Consider the following 22989-nt stretch of genomic DNA (forward strand, 5'->3'; position numbering starts at 1 on the left):
GGGAGGGTGGAGGTCACCGGAGGCTTCCTTCTGCTGGCCGCCTGGCTCAACTACCTGGACCGCCAGGGGATCGTCCCTCTGGCGCTGCTCTCCTGCGCCCTCCATGAGCTGGGCCACCTGCTGGTCCTCCGTCTGCTGGGGGTGCGGGTGCGGCGGCTGTCCATTACCGCCGTGGGGGCGGAGATGGAGACCGACCGGTCCCTGTCCTACGGCGGGGAGATTCTGGCCGCCCTGGCCGGCCCTCTGGTCAATCTGGTCCTGGCTCTGACGTTCTGCCGGTTCTCCCGGGGCTGGGTGTTTGCCGGGCTGAACCTGGTGCTGTGCTGCTTCAACCTGCTGCCGGTGGGGCGGCTGGACGGGGGGCGGGTGCTCCGGTGTGTTCTGGCCTGGCTGCTGGGGCCGGAGGCGGCCTGGCGGGCGGGCTGGTGGCTGGACCGGCTTCTGGCGGGGGCGCTGGCCGCCCTGGGGCTGGTCCTGGTGGGGGCGGGGGCCGGTCCCACGCTGCTCCTCACCGCGGCGTGGCTGTGCTCCAACCTGCTCCGGGAGGGGCGCTTTGAGGGAAAGAGAAAACCCCTCCGCCGGAGAAAACGGCGGAGGGGTGAAGCTGAATAGGAGAGCGGGTCAGGTCTCCTCCTGCCAGCCCTTGCACACGTCGATCCAGCCCAAGCTGCGGGAGTACTCCTCCAGCTCATCGCAGGTGAGCTCAATGGCGGAGTTGGAGCTGCCAGCGGCGGGGAAAACGGTGTCGAAGCGCTTGAGGGACACATCCAGGTAGGTCTTGACCCCCTCGGGGTTGGCAAAGGGACACACGCCGCCCACGGCGTGGCCGGTCATCTCCTGGGCCTGCTCCGGGGTGAGCATCTTGGCCTTGGTGTGAAACATGGCCTTGTACTTGGGGTTGTCGATCTTGGCGTCCCCGGCGGCCACGATGAGGACGCAGCCGTCGTCCACCAGGAAGGACAGGGTTTTGGCGATGCGGGCGGGGATGACGCCCGCCGCCTGGGCGGCCAGCTCCACGGTGGCGCTGGAGACGGGGAACTCCAGAATGTCACTCTCCCGGCCCAGTGTGCGGAAATACTCCCGGACACGTTCAATGGACATGGCTCAGCCCTCCAGCTTCCGTCCGGCCTTGGCCAGGAAGCGGTCGTTGGTGATGATGAAGCGCTCATGCACGCCCTGGCCGATGAGGCCCTTCTCGTCGTAGGCGGCCACCTTCAGAACGATGCGCTTGCCGTCCACCTGGGTGACCTCGCTCTCGGCCCACACCTTGATCCCCAGGGGTGAGGCGGAGTCGTGGGTGATCTCCAGCTTGGTGCCCACGGTGCTCTCGCCCTCGCTGAGATAGGGGGCCAGGGAGGTCCAGGCGGCCTTCTCCATGAGGGCGGTCATGGCGGGGGTGGCAAAGACGGGCAGGGTGCCGGAGCCCACCGCCTGGGCAGTGTTCTCCTCCCGGACCACGTCTTCGGCCCGGCCCTTGATTCCAATTTCAATGGACATGGGTGATTTCTCCTTTGTATCCAGTGTTCCGGCCCCTGGGAGCGCTGAAGCGCCATTGCCCCCAGGGGCCGGTTTGCATACTGCATTTTACCCCAAGTTTCGGGAAAAATCTAGGCCTTGTTTGAAAATCGGGAAAGGTCCGCCCTTTGAGCGGGCGCTTTCAGAATAAGGTCTAGTCTCCCGGCGGAATTTCATATAAGCTGTTCAGCAGGGCCCAGTTCTGAGGGAAGGGGCGCATGAGATTCCAGTAGCCCACCCCGTACAGGCCGCGGGAGCGGGCCAGCTCCAGCTTGGCACGGATGCTCCGGGCGTCCTCGAACCACACCTCGTGCTCCCGGCCCTGGCCATCCACGTACCGGAACCAGGGGGACTGGGCTGCCTGGTCGAAGCGGATGGCCGCCCGGTTTTGGATGGCCAGAGTCACCGCCTCCTGGTTGGAGATGGACCGGGCACGGCTCCCCTGCCGGAAGGGTAGAGTCCAGTCATAGCCGTAATTGGGAATGCCCATCCAGATCTTCTCCGCCGGGATCTCGCTCAGGGCGTAGTCCACCACCAGCTCTACATTGCGCAGGGGGGCCACCGCCATAGGCGGACCGTAGGTATAGCCCCACTCGTAGGTCATCAGGAACACAAAATCCGCAGCCGCACCCAGCAGGCGGTAGTCGTGGCCCTCGTACAGGTCTCCATGCTGGTCGGCGGAGGTCTTGGGGACCAGGGCTGCAAAGACCGGGAGGCCCAGGGGGGACAGGCTTTCACGCATGCGGGCGATGAAGGCGGCGTAGGCCGCGGCGTCCTCCGGGTAGATAAACTCGAAGTCCACGTCCAGCCCCCGGTACCCCTTCTGCTGAATGGTCTCCAGCAGGCTGGCCGCCAGGCGGTTCTGCACCGCCCCGTCGGTGAGGACAGTGTGGGCCAGCTCGTTGGAGAAGGTGCCCTCCTGGGTGAGGGTGGACAGGTGAAGCAGGGGCCGCACCCGCATGGACTTGGCCGCGTCGATGAGGGCCTGGTCGTCCAAGGGGACAAGTCCGCCCTGGGGGGTGATGCCGTAGGTGAAGGGGGCCATGGTGGTGAGGAAGGGGAGAGTCTGGCGCAGAAGGGCCGGGTCGATCTCCGGGTAGGCGTAGCCGCCCACCGAGAGGGAGCCCTCCTTCTCCTGCTGGAAGGAGAGGACCAGCTCCTGGCCGGGGAGGGCGGTTTCCCCGCCCTCCAGCTGGGGGTTGTTCCGCAGAAGCTGGCGCAGGGAGATCCCGCCCCGCTGGGCGGCCTGGGCCAGGGTCTCCCCCGGCTGGAGGATCAGGGTCTCCTGGGGGTACTGGACCACCAGTGACTGCCCCACCGCCAGCCGGCCGGGGTCCGGGGGCCGGTTATCCAGCAGCAGGCGGGACATGGGAACGCCGTACTGCTGGGCGATCCGGTAGAGGGTGTCCCCGGGCTGCACCACATGAATGTCCATGGCGTGCCTCCTCAGCCGTTGAGGGTGACGAAGTCGTCTTTGGCGTAGCCGATGGTCCCCTTGTAGTTGACCAGGTACCAGCCGCCGGAGTGATTGAGGATGGCAAGGGGGGCGCCGTCCGGGGCCTGGGCCAGGATGGAGGCGTTCAGATTAGGGCGGGCGCGGATGTTCAGCACCCCCCAGTCCACATCCACCCGACCGGATCGGATGGGCTCCGGGGCCAGGAAGGGGATGTCGAAGAAGTCGGTGAGGGACATGACCAGATTCCGGGCCACCGCATCCAGATTCTCCTTGATCCAGTTGGCGTCCTCCAGGTTGTCGTGGTAGCCCAGCTCCAGAAAGGCGGAGGGGGCCCGCACCCGGCGCACCTCCCCGATGGTGGTGGTCCCCTGGGCCCGCACCAGGTTGGGCAGGGGGTAGATTGCTTTTAAATTGTTGGCGATGATGGTGGAGGCCCGCTGGCCGGGCTGGCTGGTGGGGTAGTAAAAGACGATAATCCCCCGCACCTGGCCGTATTTTCCCTCCGGGGCGGCGTTGGAGTGGAGGGCCAGATGCAGGTCGTAGTCCCCCGCGTTGGAGGCGGCGATGGAGGATGCGGCGGTCATGTCCGGGGTGTTCCGGGTGTACCGGATGCCGGAGGCGTCCAGATAGGGGACCATTTTGTCCGCCAGCAGGTTCATGTACTCCTCCTCGGTGCCGCCGTTGACGTAGTAGTTGCCCTCCTGGGTGGAGGGGGAGAGATAGATGATGGGCATAGGGCGTTACCTCCTGTTTTTTCCCATCCTATGCGGGGGCGGGAGGGGAGGTGATTTTACCCGGTTCCAAAGCCTTTTGCCGCCCCCCGGCGGAAAATTTTCCTCAAAAATGGAACTTCACCGCAACCGGCCGCTTCCGTTTCCGTCTGAATGGTTGAAGGGAAGATTCCCGTATTTGGACCGGAAGAAAGGAGCGAAGCGAGATGAAACGAGCAGTGACCATGTGGCTGGCGGCTCTGCTGGCCCTCTCCCTCACCGCATGCGGCGGGGGAGCCAGCGGAGGAGGGGAGGCCGATGCCTCCAGCAGCGCCGGAGGAGGGGAGAGCCTCTCCTTCTCCGCTGAGGACGCCCAGAACAGCGCCCCCGCCGAGCCGGGGGCGGCAAACGGGGAGGAGGCCTCCCCCCAGGCGGGGCAGAACGCCAAGCTGATCCGCCGGGCGGAGCTGGAGATCCAGACCGAGGCCTTTGACGCGGCGGCGGCCTCCCTGGAGGCGCTGGTGGCGGAAGCCGGCGGGTACTTCCAGTCCGCCCAGGTGGAGGGGGGCAGCCTCCGGGACCAGAACGCGGCCCGGTACGGAAACTATGTGATCCGGCTGCCCGAGGAGAATTTCAGCGCCTTTCTGGACCAGTCCGGCGCCCTGGGCTATGTGGTCCGGCGCTCCGAGAGCAGCGAGAACGTGAGCCAGGCCTACTACGACACCGAGACCCGGCTGGCCGCCCAGCGCACCAAGCAGGAGCGGCTGCTGGCCCTGCTGGCCCAGGCGGACACCATGGAGAGCATCATTGAGCTGGAGAACGCCCTGAGCGAGACGGAGTACGAGATCCAGAGCCTGACTACCGACCTGGAGCACTACGACGACCTCATCGACTACGCCACCGTGGACCTGTACCTGGCAGAGGTCCTCAGCCTCAGCCAGACGCCGGGTGAGACCGCCGGACTTGGGGAGCGGATGGCCGCCGGCCTGTCCGCCAGCGCGGCGGGACTGGTTCAGGGGGTCCAGGACCTGCTGGTGTGGCTGTCCTACCACCTGTTCCCGGTGATTGTGGTGCTGGGAGCTGCCGGGGGCGGGCTGTTTTACTGGCGGCGGGTGCGCCGGGGCCGGAAAGACGGAACTCCGGAGGAGAAACAGCCGTGAGGCCAAGAAGAAGGACGTGGTCAGAGGAGGGGCGCGGCTTCTGCCGCGCCCCCGGAAAAAGTGATTGACAGCCCGGTTGAACTGTGGTATCATCGTCCCGACTTGACACAGAACAGGAGGCGGGAGCATGCGCAATTCCCATCGCTGAGCGTGATAGAGCGAGAGAGGACCGGAGACGGTCCCGGCTTTGTCATGCCGTATGCGAGAGGGTCTTGTCCGCCTGCTCTGCCTCCGGCTGTTTTATATTCGGTCCTGGTGCGCCTGTACGCGCCGGGGCCCTGTCGGTGTGCCGCGAGTGTGGGGAGGACCCCAGCTCGCGGTTTTTGATTTTTACCGACAAAGGAGGGCATGACCATGTCTCAAATTTTGATCCAGAACCTGGATTTCACCTACGACGGGGACCACACCCCGGTCTTTGAACGACTGAACCTCCAGTGGGACACCGATTGGAAGCTGGGCCTGGTGGGGCGGAACGGACGGGGCAAAACCACCCTGCTGCGGCTGCTGGAGGGCAGTCTGGAGGGGAAGGGGACCCTGATCCGGCCGGAGCGGCCCCTCTATGTGCCAAAGCCCGTCCGGGACCCACAGCGGCCCGCCCGGGACGTGCTGATGGACGGAGTGCCGGAGGAGGACGAGTGGATGCTCCTGCGGGAGCTGAACAAGCTGGGGCTGGGGGAGGAGCTGCTGGGCCGGCCCTTTGACCGCCTCAGCGGCGGGGAGCAGACCCGGGCCCGGCTGGCCGCCCTGTTCCTCCAGGAGGACGGCTACCCCATGATCGACGAGCCCACCAACCACCTGGACGAGGCGGGGCGGGCGCTGACCGCCCGGTATCTCCGGGGGCTGCGCCGGGGGTTCCTCCTGGTCTCCCACGACCGGGCCTTTCTGGACGGGTGCGTGGACCACATTCTGGCCCTGAACCCGGCGGGGCAGGAGCTGATCCAGGGGAACTTCTCCGTGTGGTTTCGGGAGAAGGAGGCCCGGGACCGGCGGGAGGAGGCCCAGAACGAGAAGCTGAAAGGGGAGATCCGGCGGCTGGAGCAGGCCGCCCGGCGCACTGAGAGCTGGTCCGACCGGGTGGAGCGGAGCAAGTACGGCAGCGAGAACTCCGGGTTGAAGGTGGACCGGGGCTTTGTAGGCCACAAGTCCGCCAAGATGATGAAGCGCTCCAAGAGTCTGGAAAACCGGCAGCGCAGCGCCATTCAGGAGAAATCCGCCCTGCTGAAGGATGTGGAGCACGCCGACGCCCTGAAGCTGGCGCCCAGATCCTTCCCAGGCGGCAGGCTGATGGAGGGGCGGGAGGTATCCGTGTGCTACGGGGGCCGCCCGGTGTGCGCCCCCTGCACCTTCCAGGTGGAGGAGGGGGACCGGGTCGCCCTGCTGGGGGGCAACGGCTCGGGCAAGACCAGCCTGCTGCGGCTGCTCATGGGGGAGGAGCTGGAGCACACCGGAGTGCTGCGGCGGGGCTCGGGGCTGGCGGTCTCCTATGTGCCCCAGCGCGCCGACCACCTGTCCGGCCTCCCGGCGGACTTCGCCCAGTCGCAGGGGGTGGACCGCACCCAGTTTTTCACCATCCTGCGGAAGCTGGACTTCTCCCGGGCCCTGCTGGAGCGGGACATGGCGGGGTACAGCGCGGGCCAGAAGAAAAAGGTGCTCCTGGCGGCCAGCCTGTGCCAGAGCGCCCACCTGTATATCTGGGATGAGCCGCTAAACTATATCGACCTGTTCTCCCGCATCCAGCTGGAGGAGCTGCTCCTCCAGTACCGGCCCACCATGGTCTTTGTGGAGCACGACCGGACCTTCCGGGAGCACGTGGCCACCGCCTCGGTGGAGCTGGCGCGGTGGGAAATGAAATGATTGATTTGCTCCCTGTATGGGCGGCCCTTGCGGCCGCCCGCAGCGTATCGAAAAACCTATGCAGAATAAAATCCGCCTGAGACAGGGCGGGGGAGCTCGAGGGGGCAGCCGCCCGCCTCGAATTGGATCAAATGCCCCGGAAGCCTTGCCGTGCAAGGATTCCGGCAAGCGAAGCGCGGACTTTTGCGCCGCACATCGGCGCAAAAGTAACGGCATTTTTCAGGCTGTCGGAAAAGTCCTTGGACTTTTTTGACAGCCTGGGGGCGGCCCTTGCGGCCGCCCGCTTTTTTACCCAGGGCCGGAAATCATAAAAAACGCTGAAACCCTCTTGACAAAGAGAGGTTACGAGTGTAACCTATATACAGGTTACAGCTGTACCCTATCTTTGGGAGGGATTCCACATGAATGAATTGGCCGCGAAAATCTCCGCCTCCGAGGTGGAGGTGCTGGAGGTGCTGTGGCAGGCGGACGCGCCCATGCCCATCGCCGCCATCCGCGCCGCCCTGGAGGGGGGCCACCAATGGGACGCCTCCACCGTCAAAACCCTGCTGCGCCGTCTGTGCGAGAAAGGCGCGGTGGAGGCGGAGAAGCGGGAGGTGTTCTACTACCGCCCCATTCTCACCCGGCAGGAGTACCAGGCGTGGTCCACCAGCTCCCTCATTGACAAGGTGTACCGGGGGAGCGCCAAGGACCTGGTGGCCGCTCTGGTGGAGCGGTCCCAGCTCAGCGCCCAGGACCTGGAGGACCTGCGGTCCATCCTGTACCCGGAGGAGGAGGGCCATGGGTGAGGAATTTCTGGCCGCCCTGCTCTCCCTGTCCCTGTCAGGCGCCTGCCTGATGGGGCTGGCGGAGGTGCTGGCCCGCCTGCTGAGGGGCAGAATCCCGCCCGGCGTCCGGCGGCTCTTGTGGCTGTTGGTGCTGATCCGGCTGCTGTGTCCCTGGAGCATCTCGGGGGGACTGCTGGACCGGGGGACGGCGGAGCTGCGCCAGGCGGTGGGCCCTGAGCAATCCACCCAGGCGCTGAAGGAGGTCCCCTCCCACACCGCGCCGTCCTATGAGATTACAGAACATGAGGAAACGGGAAGACAGATCGACCTGGCGGCGGGCCTCACCGCCCTGTGGGCGGCGGGCTTTCTCGGGGCGCTGGCCCGCCGGGTGGTCGCCTACGGCCGGATGTGCCGGGGTCTGAGGCGCACCCTGCGGCCCGCCGGGCCGGGGGAGCGGGCCGTGTTCGCCCGTCTGACCCAGGGGGAGAAGGGAGTGCCCACCCTGCGGGTCAGCCCGGCGGCGCCCACCCCCATGCTGGCGGGGCTGCTGCGGCCCCGGCTGATCCTGCCGGAGCTGGAGCTGTCCCAGGAGGAGCTTGAGGGGGTGCTCTCCCATGAGCTCACCCACTGGCGGCACCGGGACCTGTGGATCAAGTGGCTGGCCGCCCTGGCGGTGTGCGTCCACTGGTTCAACCCGGCGGCCCGGCTCCTGGCGGAACGGCTGGACCGGGACTGTGAGCTGTACTGCGACCAGACGGTGGCCCGGAACTGGGACCGCTCCCGGCGCGCCCGGTACGGGGAACTGCTGCTCCGGCTGGCCGCGGGCGGGAAAGGGAACCCATCCACCGCCCTGTTTTCCCAGAAACAGCGATTAGAGGAGCGCTTGACCGCGATGATGAATGGAAAAACTTATGGAAAGAAGGCGTTTGCGCTGGGTGCGGCCGCCTGCCTGACCCTGGCGCTGGCCACCACCGCCCTGGGGGCCTATACCGGCCCCGCTGCGGAGAAGCCTCTGGCCGACCTGACGGAGGTATCCCGGCCCGAGAACACGCCCGACGTTCTCTCCTGGCCGGTTGAGACGGGGGACACGGTGGAGCTGTCCAGCTTGTTTCCCGGCCGCGTCCACCCCATCACAGGGGAGTGGAAGGAACACGGAGGCATCGACCTGCCCCAGGCCGGGGGAACCCCGGTGCTGGCGGCGGCGGACGGCGCCGTGGTGGCGGTGGGATATTCCGCGGAAGACGGAAACTGCGTCCTGCTCCAGCACGGGAGCATGACCACGAAATATGCCCACTTACAGGAGTACACCGTGGCGCCGGGAGAGACCGTCTCCGCCGGGGACCAGATCGGCCTGGTGGGCCGGACAGGGACGGCCACCGGGGACCACCTCCACTTCGAGGTGGCCCTGGACGGGACCCGGGTGGACCCGCTGGACTACCTGGACCAGTCCGTCGCCGCCGTGATGGGCGGAGCGGAGCCGCAATAACCACAGACCACACGAAAAATGGCCGCATAACGCGGCCATTTTTTGCGGCAAAAGCCTGTAAAGGGAAAATACTATCTAGTTACCGAATTAAAAGGTTTCCTCCACTTCCGCCTCAAATACGGTGACCGCCGGGCCGGTCATCCGGATGTGCCCGTCCTCCCGCCGCCAGTCCAGCTCCAGCACACCCCCCGGCAGGTGGACGGAGGTCCTCCGGCCGCACCGGCCGGTCTTGACCCCCGCCGCCAGCACGGCGCAGGCCCCGGTGCCACAGGCCAGGGTGAGGCCGCTGCCCCGCTCCCACACCCGCACATCCAGCCGGTCCCCGTCCCGGGGGGCGGCGAACTCCACGTTCACCCGGCCGGGGAACAGGGGGGAGCGCTCCAGCACCGGCCCCACCCGCTCCAGGGGGACCTCTCTGGGGTCCGGGCAGAAGATGACCGCGTGGGGGTTGCCCACCTCCACCGGCCAGGCGGAGAAAACCTCGCCCTCCGCCTCCAGCTCCACCGAGGGGAGGACCTTAGGTTCCCCCATGTCCACGGTGACCTGGTCCACCCGGCCCCGGTGCAGGTGGAGCTCCAGTGCCCGGGGGCCGGCCCCGGTGTCAATGGTGAGGCAGGTCTTACGGGTGAGCCCCTTGTCGTACACGTACTTGCCCACGCACCGGATGCCGTTGCCGCACATGGCCCCCCGGGAGCCGTCGGCGTTGTACATGTCCATGGAGAAGTCCCCGGTCACGCCGGGCCGGATGGCGATGAGGCCGTCGCCCCCCACCCCGAAGTGCCGGTGGGACAGCCGCACCGCCAGCCCCGGCAGGTCCTCCGGGACCGTCTCCAGACAGTTTAAGTAGATGTAGTCGTTGCCCAGCCCCTGCATTTTGGTGATGTGCATGTCATCGCTCCTTTCCAGCGCTGCTGTTAGAGCTTATGCGCCGGACAGAACGATAAGACCGTTCAACAAAAACAAGGTTTTGTTTACCAAGTCAAGTTCGGTTCGTCATACCGACGAGCCGGAGAAGGGGGGAGAGACGAAAAGTTGGAGCATCGGGACAGAAAATTATAGTTGCAATTCCCCCAAAATTCCCCTATAATAGGCCCACTGCGCCTTGCGGCGCAGAATACCAAACAAGCCGCAGATGCGGCGAAGGGAGATCGAGAGATGAAAAAAGCAGTCACTCTGACACTGGCGTCCACCATGGTGCTGGGCCTGATGGCCGGATGCGCCACCACACAGAGCGGGAGCCAGTCGGCCGGGGCGGCGGACACATCCCTTGCGGATGCCACAAAGCACACCGTGGAGACCACGGAAACCGGAAACTTTTCCGACGAGATGAAAATTCCCTATGCCGTCGACCTGTCCCCGGAGGACGGGGCCGACTCGGTGGAGCGGCAGGGCGACCACGCCGACTCCATCTACTTTGCTCACCCGGACTTCTACAACATGGAGTCCAACGACACCCTCACCATCCTCACCAATTTCCAGACCATCCAGCAGACCAGCGAGTGGAGCTGCGGCGTAAGCAGCGTGCTCATGGTCCTCAACTGGTACGACCAGCTGGGGGACTGGAACGAGGAGTCTCTGGCCGCCCTGCGCCACTCCCTGGACGGCACCGAGCTGGAGGGGTATCCCGGCACCACCCTGGTGCAGCTTCTGGATATTTTGGACGGAGTCGGCGGCTTTACATACACCTCTACGCTGGACTGCCAGGACGTGTACAGCGAATTCACTCTGGATACCATCCAGTCCACCCTGGCGGAGGGCAAGCCCATTCTGATCGCCTGGAACGACTGGGGCGGACACTGGCAGGTGATCATCGGCTACGACACCCTGGGCACCGAGACCACCCAGGACGACGTGATCATCGTGGCCGACCCCTATGACACCACCGACCACAACCAGGACGGCTACGGCATCTATCCCGCCGAGCGGTTCTACTACAACTTCACCATGTACAACCAGTTCCCCCAGGAGGAGGGCGGCAACGACATGCTGTTCGTCATCCCCACCCCCGCTTCCTGAGCCAGGAAAAGCATACCAAAAACAGTACGAGCTCCGGCCCCAATTCAGGGCCGGAGCTCGCTCTATCTTTCGGACGCCGGCTCCTCCAGCTCCGCCAGCACCTGCCGGGCGGTCTGGACCAGACGCCGGCCCTCGTCCATACTCCGCTTCTGGAGCCGGTGGTGGGCCTCCTCCTCGGTGAGGCCCCTTTTCTCCATCAGGGCCCTCTTGGCCCGGTCGATGTCCCGCTGCTCCGCCGAGCTGCGGCTGCTGCGGGCAAAGCGCTCCATCCGATGGCTGAACTGGATGAGCAGCCGCACAGTGAGGATGGTCTCCTCCCGGCGCAGGGGGGTGGGGAGCTTGAAGATATCCGGGCTGCCGCACAAATCCAGTTGGTGCTTGGGCCCGACCATCAGCATCAGGCAGGAGGGGGGGAGGTCGTCAAAGAGCCACTCCGACGGCCCGTCGGTGAGGTGGGGGCCGCAGATGACGCAGCAGGCCCCCTGCCGCTGGAGCAGGCGGCGCACCTGGTCCCCGGAGGAGCAGGGGAGACACTCGGCCAACCCGGCGCTCTCCAGCAGCTCCCGGAGCTGGCGGACAAATTTGGCGTTTTCAAAGGCCACAATGACGGTGTCCATAAGTGTCTCCCTCCTTTATTACTGATCTGGTACAGGGGGCCGCCCTGCGGGGCGGGGGCATTGCCTCAATAGGTCACCAGATACTTCTCAATCTCCCAACTGGACACCCGGGTCTGGTACTCCTCCCATTCCCGCTGCTTGCCGGCCAGGTAGTGGGAGGCCACATGCTCACCCAGCACGTCCATGACCAGCTGGTCCTGCTTCATGGCCTCCAGGGCCTCCTCCAGGGTGCGGGGGAGGGTCTCGATGCCGAAGGCGGAGCGGGTGGCCGCGTCCATCTCATAGATGTTCCCGGGGATCTCCGGGGGAGGGGTGAGCCCCCGCTCGATGCCGTCCAGCCCGGCCGCCAGGCATGCGGCAATGGCCAGATAGGGGTTGCAGGCCGGGTCGGGGCTGCGCAGCTCCACCCGGGTGGAGCTGCCCCGGGAGGCGGGGATGCGGATGAGGGCGGAGCGGTTGGAGGCCGACCAGGCCTTGTAGCAGGGGGCCTCATACCCGGAGACCAGCCGCTTGTAGGAGTTCACCAGGGGGTTGGTCAGGGCAGTGAACCCCTTCACGTGCTCCAACAGGCCGGCGATGAAGGAGTAGGCCATCTGGGACAGGCCCCGGGGGTCGGCGGGGTCATAGAACAGGTTTTTCCCATCCCGGAACAGGGACATGTTCAGGTGCATGCCGGAGCCCGCAGCCCCAAAGAGGGGCTTGGGCATAAAGGTGGCGTGGAGGCCGTTTTTCTGGGCGATGGTCTTGACCGCCAGCTTGAAGGTCATGATCTTGTCGGCGGCGTCCACGGCGTCCACATATTTAAAGTCGATCTCATGCTGTCCGGCGGCGCTCTCGTGGTGGCTGGCCTCGATCTCGTAGCCCATCTCCTCCAGCATCCGGCAGATCTCCCGGCGGGTGGACTCCCCCTGGTCCAGAGGGCCCAGGTCAAAGTAGCCTGCCTGATCCCCGGTGCGGGTGGTGGCCCGGCCCTCCTCGTCGGTCTCAAAGAGGAAAAACTCCAGCTCAGGGCCGATGTTGAAGGCGTCAAAGCCCATATCCCGGGCCTTCCGGACCACCCGGCGGAGCACCCCTCTGGGGTCGCCCACGAAGGGGGTGCCGTCGGTGTCGTACACGTCGCAGATGAGCCTGGCCACCCGCCCCTGGGCGGGCCGCCAGGGGAAAATGGCAAAGCTGCTCCGGTCCGGGAACAGGTACTGGTCCGACTCGTTCACCCGGGTAAAACCCTCGATGGAGGAGCCGTCGAACATGATCTGGTTGTTTAACGCCTTGCCGGTCTGCGAGGCGGTGATGGCCACATTTTTCAGCTGTCCGAAGATGTCCACAAACTGCATGCGGATGAATTCAATCTCTTCCTCCTCCACGATCCGGAGGACGTCTTCCTTGGTGTAGGACATAGTTGTATCCCCTTTCCGCAGGTTTTGGCTGATAAAAACAGTATACCGGCCTGAAACCTCCTGTCAAGCGGATGTTTGCTCCGCTGCGCCCCTTTTCGTGGAAAATTCCACATCCGGTTCCCGGAGGTTTCTGAAGTTTGTGGGTTTCAAGACTTGCAAATTGCCCGCCGGTACGGTATTCTTAATACAATGCACCCAGTGGATCGCGGCGCTGAGAGGGCGCCGGTCTGCGGAGGGGACAAGCGTGTCCGGAGGGGGCGGGCTTGTCCCTCTTTTCGTTTCGGGGAGCTTGTATGCTAAGGAAAGGGTTTGAAAGTATGAGCGTGAACGTGACAGAGATCTTCGGTTCCAACGTCTTCAGCACCGCCGTCATGCGGGAGCGCCTGCCCAAGGGGGTGTTCCAGGAGGTCATGGACGTGATGAAGCACGGGGGCAACATCAGCATGGCCACCGCCGACATTGTGGCCAACGCCATGAAGGACTGGGCGGTGGAGAAGGGGGCCACCCACTACACCCACTGGTTCCAGCCCCTCACCGGCATCACCGCCGAGAAGCACGACGCCTTTATCACCCGGCCGGAGGACGGAAAGACCATCCTCCAGCTCACCGGCAAGCAGCTCATCATGGGGGAGTCCGACGCCTCCTCCTTCCCCTCCGGCGGCCTGCGCTCCACCCACTACGCCCGGGGCTACACCGCCTGGGATATGACCTCCCCCGCCTTTGTGAAGGAGATGACCGCCGGCACCATCCTGTGCATCCCCACTATCTTCGTCTCCTACACCGGAGAGGCCCTGGACAAGAAGACCCCGCTGCTGCGCTCCATGGAGGCCATCAACACCCAGGGCCTGCGCATCCTGCGCCTGTTCGGCAACACTGAGGCCCAGAAGGTGTTCCCCTCGGTGGGTCCCGAGCAGGAGTACTTCCTGGTGGACCGGGAGAAGTATCTGAAGCGCCGGGACCTGATCTACACCGGCCGCACCCTGTTCGGCGCCCCCGCCCCCAAGGGGCAGGAGCTGGAGGACCAGTACTTCGGCGTCATCCGGGACCGGGTGGGCTCCTTCATGTCCGATCTGAACGAGGAGCTGTGGAAGCTGGGCATCCCCGCCACCACCCAGCACAACGAGGTGGCCCCCGCCCAGCACGAGATGGCCCCCATCTACACCATGTGCAACCTGGCCGTGGACCAGAACCAGCTGACCATGGAGACCATGAAGCGGGTGGCCACCCGCCACGGGCTGGTGTGCCTGCTCCACGAGAAGCCCTACGCCGGGGTCAACGGCTCTGGTAAGCACAACAACTGGTCTATCGGTACCGACACCGGGGAGAACCTGCTGGACCCCGGCGACACCCCCAATGAGAACCTCCAGTTCCTGCTGGTGCTCTCCTGCATTATGAAGGCGGTGGACACCCACGCCGACCTGCTGCGCCAGTCCGCCTCCTGCGTGGGCAACGAGCACCGTCTGGGCGGCCAGGAGGCCCCTCCCGCCATCATCTCCATCTTCCTGGGGGACCAGCTGGAGAGCGTGGTGGATCAGATCATCTCCAACGCCGAATCCGTCAAGCTGCTGGCCTCCGGCAAGCTGGACTCCGGCGTGTCCACCGTCCCGGTGCTGAACAAGGACGCCACCGACCGCAACCGCACCACCCCCTTCGCTTTCACCGGCAACAAGTTTGAGTTCCGCATGGTGGGCTCCTCCGACTCCATCGCCGACGCCAACACCACCCTCAACGCCATTGTGGCCGAGGCCCTGTGCGAGGCCGCCGATCAGCTGGAGCAGGCCGGCGACTTCAACGCCGCCTGCACCAAGCTCATCCACGACAACATGGCCCAGCACCAGCGGATCATCTTCAACGGGGACGGCTACTCCGACGAGTGGGTGGCCGAGGCCGCCCGCCGCGGCCTGCCCAACCTGGCCTCTCTGGTGGACGCGGTGCCCGCCCTCACCACCGAGAAGGCGGTGAAGCTGTTCACCAAGTTCGGCATCTACACCCAGTCCGAGCTGGAGGCCCGGGCGGACATCATGTATGAGACATACGTGAAGACCATCAAGATCGAGGCCAACACCATGATCCACATGGCGGCCAAGCACTACATCCCCACCGTGATCGGCTACACCACCCGCCTGGCCCAGTCCATCACCGCGGTGGCCTCCGCCTGCCCCGAGGCGGAGCTGTCGGTGCAGCGCGGCCTCCTCAAGGACGTGAGCGCCCGCCTGGCCGAGGCCTCCGCCGCCCTGGAGCAGCTCAAGCCCCTCATGGACCGGGTGGACGCCATCCAGGATGTGAAGGAGATGGCCATTGCCTACCGCACCGCCGTGGTCCCCGCCATGGACGCCCTGCGCTACCCCATCGATCAGCTGGAGCTGATGGTGGACAAGTCCATCTGGCCGGTGCCCACCTACGGCGACCTGATGTTCGAGGTGTAAGGCGGTTTTCCTTTCTTGCTGTTGAACTGCAACTTTGCCCGCCGCCTGAAACGCTTTTTTCGGGCGGCGGGCTTTCTGCCTGGGTCCGGCGCCGGGGGAAAAATGTCCGCGTCCGGAAAAATTGATGCTTGACAAACAGAGGGAGGGGCGGCTATAATAGCCCCAACAACCAAACAGCATGAAACCTGTGAGAAAGAGTAGTAGCCGGTGCGGCAAACCTGAAGAGAGTCCCGGGTGGTGAGATCGGGGCGGGGCGCGGCCGAGTGAATGGACTTTCGAGGGCGGCTTGAACGGGAGACTAAGTAGATGCCGACGGGGACCCACCCGTTATCCATCGGGCACGCGTGATGGCGCGTGAAGCGAGCGGACGTTTGAAACGTCAATTTGGGTGGTATCGCAGGAGTGCAGCTCTTGTCCCATGGGGGATAAGGGGCTGTTTTTTTATACTCCAAAATCAAGGCCGTTGGCAGCGGCCCCTCCATCACCCACCCAGACAAATTTCAGCCCGAAACGGGCAGACTATGGAGGTATTCCCATGAAAAAGAACACGATGAAGAAGCTTTTGGCCGCGTCCCTGTCCCTGTCTCTCGCCCTGTCCCTGGCCGCCTGTTCCGGCGGCTCCAGCAGTTCCGCCCAAGACCCCGCCGGTAGCGGCGAGGCGGCCCCCGCGGACGGCGGCTACAAGATCGCCGTGGTCCGGCAGCTGGACCACGCGTCCATGAACGAGATCCGGGACGCCATCTTTGCCGAGCTGGATGCCAAGGCGGCGGAGCTGAGTCTCACCATCAGCTATGAGGACTTCAACGGCAACAACGACACCTCTACGCTGTCTCAGATCGGCGCTCAGATTCTGGCCGACCAGTATGACGCCATCATCCCCATCGGCACCCTGGCCGCCCAGCAGATGGTGTCCGTGGCGGAGGAGAGCCAGACCCCGGTGATCTACGGCACCGTCAGCTACCCGGAGGTGGCCAACCTCACCGGCATCGACTATGTCACCGGCACCAGCGACGCGCTGAACGTAGAGCTGCTGCTGGACATGATGCTGGCGGCCGACCCGGACATCCAGACGGTGGGCCTGCTGTACTCCACCTCCGAGGTGAACAGCGCCCCCGCCATTGAGGAGGCCAAGGCCTATCTGGACGAGAAGGGCGTCTCCTATCTGGAGAAGACGGGCACCACCTCCGACGAGATCATTGCCGCCGTCAACTCCATGCTGGGCCAGGTGGACGCGGTGTTCACCCCCACCGACAACGCCGTCCAGGCCACCGAGCTGGCCATTGCCCCCATCCTGGCTGAGGCGGGCATCCCCCACTACGCCGGGGCCGACTCCTTCGTGCGCAACGGCGCTTTCGCCACCTGCGGCGTGAACTACACCAACCTGGGCACCCAGACCGCCGATTTGGCCCTGGAGGTCCTCCAGACCGGGGAGTTCCCCGAGTATGTCACCGTGTCCGGCGACATTATCACCGTAAACACCGACACCGCCTCCACGCTGGGCCTGGACTACTCCCTGTTCCAGGACATGGGTTCCCAGGTGGTGGAGGTCCAGACCACCCAGGACTGATTGGGATTTTGAAAAAGCCGTTTCTACCCCTCGCCGGCCGGCGGGGGGTAGCGGCCTGTTTTGATTGAGAGGAGCGTTCCACTGTGCTGACCATTGTTCAGGCCGCGCTGGAGGCGGGATTTCTCTACGCCCCCATCGCCTTGGCCCTGTTTCTCAGCTTTTCCATCTTGAATATCGCCGATATGACCACCGACGGCGCCTTTGTGCTGGGCAGCGCCGTGTCCGCCATGATGTGTCTGGCGGGACACCCCATCCTGGCCCTGCCCGCCGGCATGGCGGCCTCGGCGGCGGCCGGGTTCATCACCGCCTTTTTACAGACCAAGCTAGCGGTGCCCTCCATTCTGGCTGGCATCGTCACCAACATCGGCCTGTACAGCATCAACCTGATGGTCATGGGCAAGAGCAACCAGTCCCTGTTCCAGACCGACACCATCTACACCATGGCCAAGGACGCCGGCTTCGCGGGGAGCTGGTATGAGCTGGCGGTGACCGCCATCATTGTGCTGGCCCTGTGCGCCCTGCTGGTCCTCTTTCTGGGCACCCGGCTGGGCCTGTCCATCCGGGCCACCGGGGACAACGCGGACATGGTGCGGGCCTCCTCCATCAACCCCAACTTCACCATCACCGTGGGCCTGTGCGTGGCCAACGCCATGACCGGCCTGTCCGGCGCTATGGTGGCCCAGTACAGCACCTTCGCCGACGTGAACAGCGGCACCGGCATGGTGGTGCTGGCCCTGGCCGCCCTGGTCATCGGGGAGACCCTCATCGGCAAGGGCTCCATGACCCGGCGGGTGCTGGGCGTGGTGGCCGGCAGCATCATCTACCGGTTCATCTACGCCGCCGCCCTGCGGTTCAACGTGCCCGCAGACTACATGAAGCTGGTGTCCGCCGTCATCGTGGGGGTGGCCATCGCCGCTCCGGCAGTGAAGCGGTGGGCCGCGTTCCAGATGCAGAAGCGCCGCGCGCTGGCGGGAAGGAGAGGTGAGTGACATGGATATGCTGGTGATCCAGAACATTGCCAAGACCTTCAACCCCGGCACCGTCAACGAGAAGCAGGCCCTGAGCGGCCTGTCTCTCCAGCTGGCGGCGGGGGATTTCGTCACCATCGTGGGCTCCAACGGGGCGGGCAAGTCCACCCTGTTCAACGCCATCGCCGGGGACTTCTATGTGGACGAGGGCTCCATCGCCCTGGACGGGCAGGACATCACCTATCTGCCCGCCCACAAGCGCAGCCGCCAGATCGGCCGGCTGTTCCAGGACCCCATGCGGGGCACCGCCCCCCACATGACCATTGAGGAGAACCTGGCCCTGGCCGCGGGCAGCGGCGGGTGGTTCTCTCCCATGACGAAGGCGGACCGGAAGCGGTTTCAGGACCGTCTGGCCCTGCTGGACATGGGGCTGGAGGACCGGATGCGCCAGCCGGTGGGCCTGCTGTCCGGCGGACAGCGCCAGGCCCTGACCTTGCTCATGGCAACCATGAATCCCCCCAAGCTGCTGCTGCTGGACGAGCACACGGCGGCACTGGACCCAGGGACGGCGGAGAAGGTGCTGAAGATCACCCGGGACGTGGTGGCCCAGCACAAGATCACCACCCTCATGGTCACCCACAACATGAAAAACGCCCTGGAGCTGGGCAACCGCACCCTGATGATGGACTCCGGGCACATTGTCCTGGACGTCCAGGGGGAGGAGCGCGCCGGCATGACGGTGAACGACCTTCTGGAGCGGTTCCGGGCCGGGGCCGGGAAGGACCTGGACAACGACCGGATTCTGCTGTCCGACTGAGCATCCACAATTCAGAAATACAGACCCGCCGCCCGCGGGGAGGGGCTCCGATTTTGGAGGACCCCTCTCACCGCGGGCGGCGGGTTTCTGATTGGATCAGCAGGCGGCGGACTCGGCCGGCCTGCCTGCGGTGCGCCGCAGCAGCCCCTCATGGCTTGCGGTCATCAGCGCCAGAATCACCAGCAGATATCCCGGCAGCAGCGACACGCCGATGTGATTGGCCAGCAGGCCGAAGAACGGCGGCATCAGGCAGGTGCCCACGTAGGCGGAGGCCATCTGAACCCCGATCATGGCCTGTGAGCAGGCCGGACCGAAGTGCTCGGGGGTGGCGTGGATGATGGAGGGGTAGATGGGGGCGCAGCCCAGCCCAATGAGAATCAGGCCCGGCAGTGCGGCCCGCTCCCCCAGGGGCAGAAGCAGCAGGACGATGCCGCCCAGGACGACGCCCTGCCCAAGGCGCACCATCTGGGCGTCTGAGCACTTTAAGGTCAAAAACCCGCTGAGGGCCCGCCCCACCGTGATCCCGATGAAAAACAAGCTGGCGAAATGGGCGGCGGTCTCCGAGGAGAGCCCCCACTGCAGCACCAGGTAGCTGCTGGCCCAGAGCCCCGTGGTCTGCTCCAGCGCGCAGTAGCAGAAAAAGGTGAGCATGACCTCCTTCGCCCCGGGAATCCGGACGATCTGGGGCAGAGAGAGGGCTCGGGCCGCCGGGGCAGGGGAGGGGCCGTCCTGGTCTCCGACCGAGGGGGCGCGGCCCCAGAGGGGGAGGCTAAGGAAGAGAACGGCCGTCAGAAGGATCTGAAGGGCCGCGATGGAGCGGTACCCCATGCTCCAGCTCTGGCCGCCGGAGAGAGCCAGGCCCAGAATGGCGGGTCCGAGGGAGGCCCCCACCCCCCACATGCAGTGGAGCCAGCTCATGTGGCGGCTGGCGTAGTGGAGGGCCACATAGTTGTTCAGAGACGCGTCCACACAGCCCGCCCCCAGGCCATAGGGGACCGCCCACAGGCACAGCTCCAGGTAGGAGCGGCTGATGGAGAAGCCGAAGAGGGCCGCCGCCGTCAGCAGCACGCTGAAAGCGGTCACCCGCCCCGTGCCGAAACGGGCGGTCAGGCGGCCGCTCTGCAGGCTGGAGACGATGGTGCCCGCCGCGATGATCATGGAGATCCCTCCCATATAGGAGACCGGGACGGAGAACTCCGGATATATGCTGGGCCACGCCGCGCCCAGCAGAGAGTCCGGCAGGCCCAGGCTGACAAACGCGAGATAGATGATCCCTAGAAGCAGATGAAACATCGGATTGCCTCCTGTCAATGTTGCTTTTCACATCATACCGACAAAGCGGCCTTGAATCAATTCAATTTTAGACTTATAATATAAGAAAACCGCCAAGTTTGGCGGAGACCGGGGGTGTGCCGCATGTCGCTTCAGGAGTGCGGGCTGAATCTGGACCGGGGGCTGAAGGAGCTTCAGCCCCACGGGACGCTGGAGTTTCCCTGCGCGGGGTACTCCACCCGCTACACCGGACAGCAGAGGGACGGGATTCCATGGCACTGGCACGAGGAGCTGGAGCTTCTCTATGTACAGGAGGGGGCGCTGGAGTGGAGAACGGCGTCGGAGACCGTCCTGCTCCGGACGGGCGATCTCTTTGCGGTCAACTCCAATATGCTCCACGCCGGGAGGACCCCGGACTTCTGCGAGCTGCGCTCTCTGGTGTTCCACCCGTCCCTGCTCACCGGCGGCGAGCACTCCGTATTTGCCCGGCGGTACATAGACCCGCTGATCCGCTGTCCCGCCTTCACCGGTTTTCTCTTCCCGGAGGAGGGGGAGCGGGAGGCGTCGGACAACTTCCGCCGGGCCTTCGAGGCGGTGGAGGGCGAGCCGGACGGCTATGAGTTTTTGGTGCGGGACTGCCTGTCCCGCCTCGCCCTTCAGCTGATTCAGACGTTTCAGCCCCAAATGGACCGCCCCGGGGCGGGGCAGAGCCTGGACAACCTGCGCATGCGGAAAATGCTGGAGTACATCCATCAGAACTACGCCGGGGAGCTCACCCTGCCGGACATCGCGCGGGCGGCCGACATCGGGGAGCGGGAGTGCCTGCGCTGCTTTCAAAAGACCATCCAGTGCTCCCCCATCCAGTACCTGCTGAAATACCGGGTGACACGGGGGGCAGAACTGCTGCTGCGCCATCCGGAGCGGAGCGTCTCAGAGCTGTCCCTGGCCTGCGGGTTCGGCAGCCCCAGCAATTTCGCCAAGCAGTTCCGGCGCTTCTACCGCTGTACGCCCCGGGAATACCGGGCCGCGGGGGAGCGGTGAGGCCGGCCGGCCGGAGCGCACCTTCTTTAAGATTTCCGAAAAATGCTGGTATTCTCCGATGCGATGTGCTAATATATATGACAGCGTCCATTTTTGAAAACTACCATAACGGAGGTACCTGCACTGTGTCGTACATCATGGTCGTCGTCCTGGGCGTAATCCAGGGCGTCGCGGAATTTCTGCCCATCTCCAGCTCCGGGCACCTGACCCTGTTTCAGCATTTTTTTGGAATGAGCGAGCCGGACAACCTGTTCAACATCCTGCTCCATTTTGCAACCCTGATTGCGGTGTGCGTCTACTACTGGCGTGACATCTGGGAGATGATCCTGGAGTTCTTCCGCTTCTTTGGGGATCTGTTCTCCCGCACCCCCAGCCGGGGAGAGCCCCCCGCCGCCCGGCGGCAGATTCTGCTGCTGATCGTGGCCACCCTGCCCCTGTTCCTGGTGCTGCCCATCAAAGACAAGGTGGAGGCCGTGGGCAACTACCCGGTGGCGGTGAGCTGCATCCTGCTGCTCACCGGCGTTGTGCTCTTCACCTCGGACCGCATGGCCAAGGGCCGCAAGAACGCCCGGAACACCACGCTGCTGGACGCCCTGCTCATCGGCGTGGCCCAGGGCTTTGCCACTCTGCCCGGCCTGTCCCGCTCCGGCAGCACCATCGCCGCCGGAATGGCCCTGGGGCTGGACCGGAAGTTTGCCGTCCGCTTCTCCTTCCTCATGTCCCTGCCCGCCGTGCTGGGGGCCACCATTTTAGAAGTGGTGGATGTGGTCCAGGCGGGAGGCATTGATACCGCTCTGCTGCCCAAGTATCTGCTGGGCATGGTCATCGCCGGCGTGGTGGGCTATTTCTCCATCGGCCTTGTGAACCTGCTGGCCTCCAAGGGTAAATTTGGGGCCTTCGCCTACTACTGCTGGATTGCAGGCGGGGTGTTCCTGATACTCAGCCTCCTGAACGTCACCCTGGTCCCCGCGGCGTGACCGCGATCTCCTGAGAAAGGATCTCAAACGCTATGGCAACGTCACAAAAGAAGACCGGAGGGAGCCGCTCCGCCTCGTCCTCGTCGGGAGGGCGGCGGACGGCCTCCTCCTCATCCAAATCCAAGAGCGGCTCCTCCCGCAGCCGCAAGCAGCCCCCCGCGCCCGCCCACCGGCCCTTCCGCCGGGAGGTGGGGGCGGGTATCTGCCTGCTGCTGGCCATCTTCACCATCTTCGGCTGCTTTCACGTCCAGGCCCTGTTTATCGACGCCCTGTGCGGCCTCATCAAGGGCCTGATCGGCTACGGCTTCTGGCTGATGCCGCCGGCTCTGCTGCTCGCCAGCTTCATCCTGGCCTTCCACCGGGGCCGCCCGGTGCGCCTGCGGGTGTTCTGCGCCCTGATGCTCCCGCTGATGTTCTCCTGCGTGGTCCACAGCGTGATCGCCGAGACTCTGCCCTGGAACGCCTCCCTGGCTCAGACCCTGTGGCAGAGCGGCGAAGCCCTGACCGGCGGCGGCGTGCTGGCCGGAATTCTGGGACAGGCCTTTGTCCAGGTGTTCAGCCGGGTGGGCGCGGCGGTGGTCTTTGTGCTGGCTCTGCTAATGCTGGGATTGGGAGCCTTCAACCGCACCATCGTGGACGTGGCCGACTGGTTTTTCAGCCGTCCCCGGTATGAGTACGAGCCCCAGGACCCGCCGGAGCGCCCGGTGGTCCGGGTGCCCCAGCCCGCGCCCCGGACCTCTGGACGGCGGACGGAGGCTCCGGATATTGACATTCCGGTGGACGACGGCCCCCTGGTGGGCAAGGAGCCCCCTCCGCCCCCGGAGAAGAAGAAGCACTTCTTCGACCGCAGGCCCAGGGTTCCCACCCCGGACCAGATTCTCACCGGAGGGGCGGCCGTGCCCCCGGAGCCCCAGAGCGCCGCTCCCGCCCCGCAGCCGGAGCC

General features: G+C 65.2%; 20 protein-coding genes and 1 pseudogene. 13 read left to right on the forward strand and 8 right to left on the reverse strand.

What is annotated here, in order from left to right; genetic code table 11:
- Nucleotides 1-6 precede the first annotated feature (6 nt).
- The gene (locus B5F19_RS03955; protein WP_191342190.1) at nucleotides 7-612 is read left to right on the forward strand and encodes a site-2 protease family protein; all 606 of its coding nucleotides are present in this window, start codon (nucleotides 7-9) and stop codon (nucleotides 610-612) included.
- A 9-nt stretch (nucleotides 613-621) separates the two neighbouring features.
- Here B5F19_RS03955 and B5F19_RS03960 read toward each other — a convergent pair whose 3' ends face one another.
- From B5F19_RS03960 to B5F19_RS03975, 4 genes are all read right to left on the reverse strand, one after another.
- Nucleotides 622-1101, reverse strand: coding sequence for a YbaK/EbsC family protein (locus B5F19_RS03960; RefSeq protein WP_087288221.1), 480 nt, complete (start codon nucleotides 1099-1101; stop codon nucleotides 622-624).
- Nucleotides 1102-1104: 3 nt separating this feature from the next.
- Nucleotides 1105-1497 (reverse strand): hotdog domain-containing protein, encoded by a 393-nt coding sequence (locus tag B5F19_RS03965; protein ID WP_087288223.1) that lies wholly within the window; start codon nucleotides 1495-1497, stop codon nucleotides 1105-1107.
- Between the two features lie 172 nt (nucleotides 1498-1669).
- Nucleotides 1670-2950, reverse strand: coding sequence for a glycosyl hydrolase family 18 protein (locus B5F19_RS03970; protein ID WP_087288225.1), 1281 nt, complete (start codon nucleotides 2948-2950; stop codon nucleotides 1670-1672).
- 11 nt (nucleotides 2951-2961) lie between these two features.
- Nucleotides 2962-3705, reverse strand: a complete 744-nt coding sequence (locus B5F19_RS03975) for an N-acetylmuramoyl-L-alanine amidase (protein ID WP_087288227.1) — start codon at nucleotides 3703-3705, stop codon at nucleotides 2962-2964.
- 203 nt (nucleotides 3706-3908) lie between these two features.
- On the opposite strand from B5F19_RS03975, the gene B5F19_RS03980 reads away from it, so the two are divergent.
- The 4 genes from B5F19_RS03980 (at nucleotide 3909) to B5F19_RS03995 (ending at nucleotide 8948) form a co-directional block, all read left to right on the forward strand.
- Complete coding sequence (locus tag B5F19_RS03980) at nucleotides 3909-4841, forward strand: DUF4349 domain-containing protein (protein WP_087288229.1); 933 nt, start codon at nucleotides 3909-3911, stop codon at nucleotides 4839-4841.
- A gap of 354 nt (nucleotides 4842-5195) precedes the next feature.
- The gene (abc-f, locus tag B5F19_RS03985; protein ID WP_087288231.1) at nucleotides 5196-6695 is read left to right on the forward strand and encodes a ribosomal protection-like ABC-F family protein; all 1500 of its coding nucleotides are present in this window, start codon (nucleotides 5196-5198) and stop codon (nucleotides 6693-6695) included.
- Nucleotides 6696-7096: 401 nt separating this feature from the next.
- Nucleotides 7097-7483 carry a BlaI/MecI/CopY family transcriptional regulator gene (locus tag B5F19_RS03990; protein ID WP_087288233.1) on the forward strand — a complete coding sequence of 129 codons (387 nt, stop codon included), beginning with the start codon at nucleotides 7097-7099 and terminating at the stop codon, nucleotides 7481-7483.
- The gene (locus tag B5F19_RS03995; RefSeq protein ID WP_087288235.1) at nucleotides 7476-8948 is read left to right on the forward strand and encodes a M23/M56 family metallopeptidase; all 1473 of its coding nucleotides are present in this window, start codon (nucleotides 7476-7478) and stop codon (nucleotides 8946-8948) included. Before B5F19_RS03990 ends, B5F19_RS03995 begins: the two co-directional genes overlap by 8 nt.
- Nucleotides 8949-9035: 87 nt before the next feature.
- Here the strand turns inward: B5F19_RS03995 and dapF are convergent, their stop codons facing one another.
- Nucleotides 9036-9836, reverse strand: a complete 801-nt coding sequence (dapF, locus tag B5F19_RS04000) for a diaminopimelate epimerase (RefSeq protein ID WP_087288237.1) — start codon at nucleotides 9834-9836, stop codon at nucleotides 9036-9038.
- A gap of 267 nt (nucleotides 9837-10103) precedes the next feature.
- Here dapF and B5F19_RS04005 point away from each other — a divergent pair, with 267 nt between their 5' ends.
- Complete coding sequence (locus tag B5F19_RS04005) at nucleotides 10104-10964, forward strand: papain-like cysteine protease family protein (protein ID WP_087288239.1); 861 nt, start codon at nucleotides 10104-10106, stop codon at nucleotides 10962-10964.
- A gap of 62 nt (nucleotides 10965-11026) precedes the next feature.
- Here the strand turns inward: B5F19_RS04005 and B5F19_RS04010 are convergent, their stop codons facing one another.
- Together B5F19_RS04010 and glnA are read right to left on the reverse strand one after the other, a co-directional pair.
- Nucleotides 11027-11581 (reverse strand): ANTAR domain-containing protein, encoded by a 555-nt coding sequence (locus B5F19_RS04010; RefSeq protein ID WP_087288241.1) that lies wholly within the window; start codon nucleotides 11579-11581, stop codon nucleotides 11027-11029.
- Nucleotides 11582-11646: 65 nt separating this feature from the next.
- Nucleotides 11647-12978, reverse strand: coding sequence for a type I glutamate--ammonia ligase (gene glnA / locus B5F19_RS04015; RefSeq protein ID WP_087288243.1), 1332 nt, complete (start codon nucleotides 12976-12978; stop codon nucleotides 11647-11649).
- Between the two features lie 317 nt (nucleotides 12979-13295).
- On the opposite strand from glnA, the gene B5F19_RS04020 reads away from it, so the two are divergent.
- From B5F19_RS04020 to B5F19_RS04035, 4 genes are all read left to right on the forward strand, one after another.
- The gene (locus B5F19_RS04020) at nucleotides 13296-15404 is read left to right on the forward strand and encodes a glutamine synthetase III (protein WP_087288245.1); all 2109 of its coding nucleotides are present in this window, start codon (nucleotides 13296-13298) and stop codon (nucleotides 15402-15404) included.
- A 535-nt stretch (nucleotides 15405-15939) separates the two neighbouring features.
- Nucleotides 15940-16971, forward strand: coding sequence for an ABC transporter substrate-binding protein (locus B5F19_RS04025; RefSeq protein ID WP_087288247.1), 1032 nt, complete (start codon nucleotides 15940-15942; stop codon nucleotides 16969-16971).
- A gap of 83 nt (nucleotides 16972-17054) precedes the next feature.
- The gene (locus tag B5F19_RS04030) at nucleotides 17055-17960 is read left to right on the forward strand and encodes an ABC transporter permease (protein ID WP_087288249.1); all 906 of its coding nucleotides are present in this window, start codon (nucleotides 17055-17057) and stop codon (nucleotides 17958-17960) included.
- A gap of 7 nt (nucleotides 17961-17967) precedes the next feature.
- On the forward strand, nucleotides 17968-18756 hold the full coding sequence (locus tag B5F19_RS04035; RefSeq protein WP_087288256.1) for an ATP-binding cassette domain-containing protein: 789 nt from the start codon (nucleotides 17968-17970) through the stop codon (nucleotides 18754-18756).
- Between the two features lie 96 nt (nucleotides 18757-18852).
- On the opposite strand, the gene B5F19_RS04040 is transcribed toward B5F19_RS04035, so the two are convergent.
- Nucleotides 18853-20049, reverse strand: coding sequence for an MFS transporter (locus tag B5F19_RS04040; RefSeq protein WP_087288251.1), 1197 nt, complete (start codon nucleotides 20047-20049; stop codon nucleotides 18853-18855).
- Between the two features lie 123 nt (nucleotides 20050-20172).
- Between B5F19_RS04040 and B5F19_RS04045 the strand changes: the two genes are divergently transcribed.
- The 3 genes and pseudogenes from B5F19_RS04045 to B5F19_RS04055 form a co-directional block, all read left to right on the forward strand.
- Entirely contained in the window at nucleotides 20173-21069 is an 897-nt protein-coding gene (locus tag B5F19_RS04045; RefSeq protein WP_087288253.1) for a helix-turn-helix domain-containing protein, read from the forward strand.
- 125 nt (nucleotides 21070-21194) lie between these two features.
- Nucleotides 21195-22046 carry an undecaprenyl-diphosphate phosphatase gene (locus B5F19_RS04050; RefSeq protein ID WP_242972688.1) on the forward strand — a complete coding sequence of 284 codons (852 nt, stop codon included), beginning with the start codon at nucleotides 21195-21197 and terminating at the stop codon, nucleotides 22044-22046.
- A gap of 32 nt (nucleotides 22047-22078) precedes the next feature.
- Nucleotides 22079-22989 (forward strand): annotated as a pseudogene (locus tag B5F19_RS04055) (DNA translocase FtsK); the annotation flags it as partial.

Source organism: Pseudoflavonifractor sp. An184 (assembly GCF_002160305.1).
Taxonomy (GTDB): Bacteria; Bacillota; Clostridia; order Oscillospirales; family Oscillospiraceae; genus Lawsonibacter; species Lawsonibacter pullicola.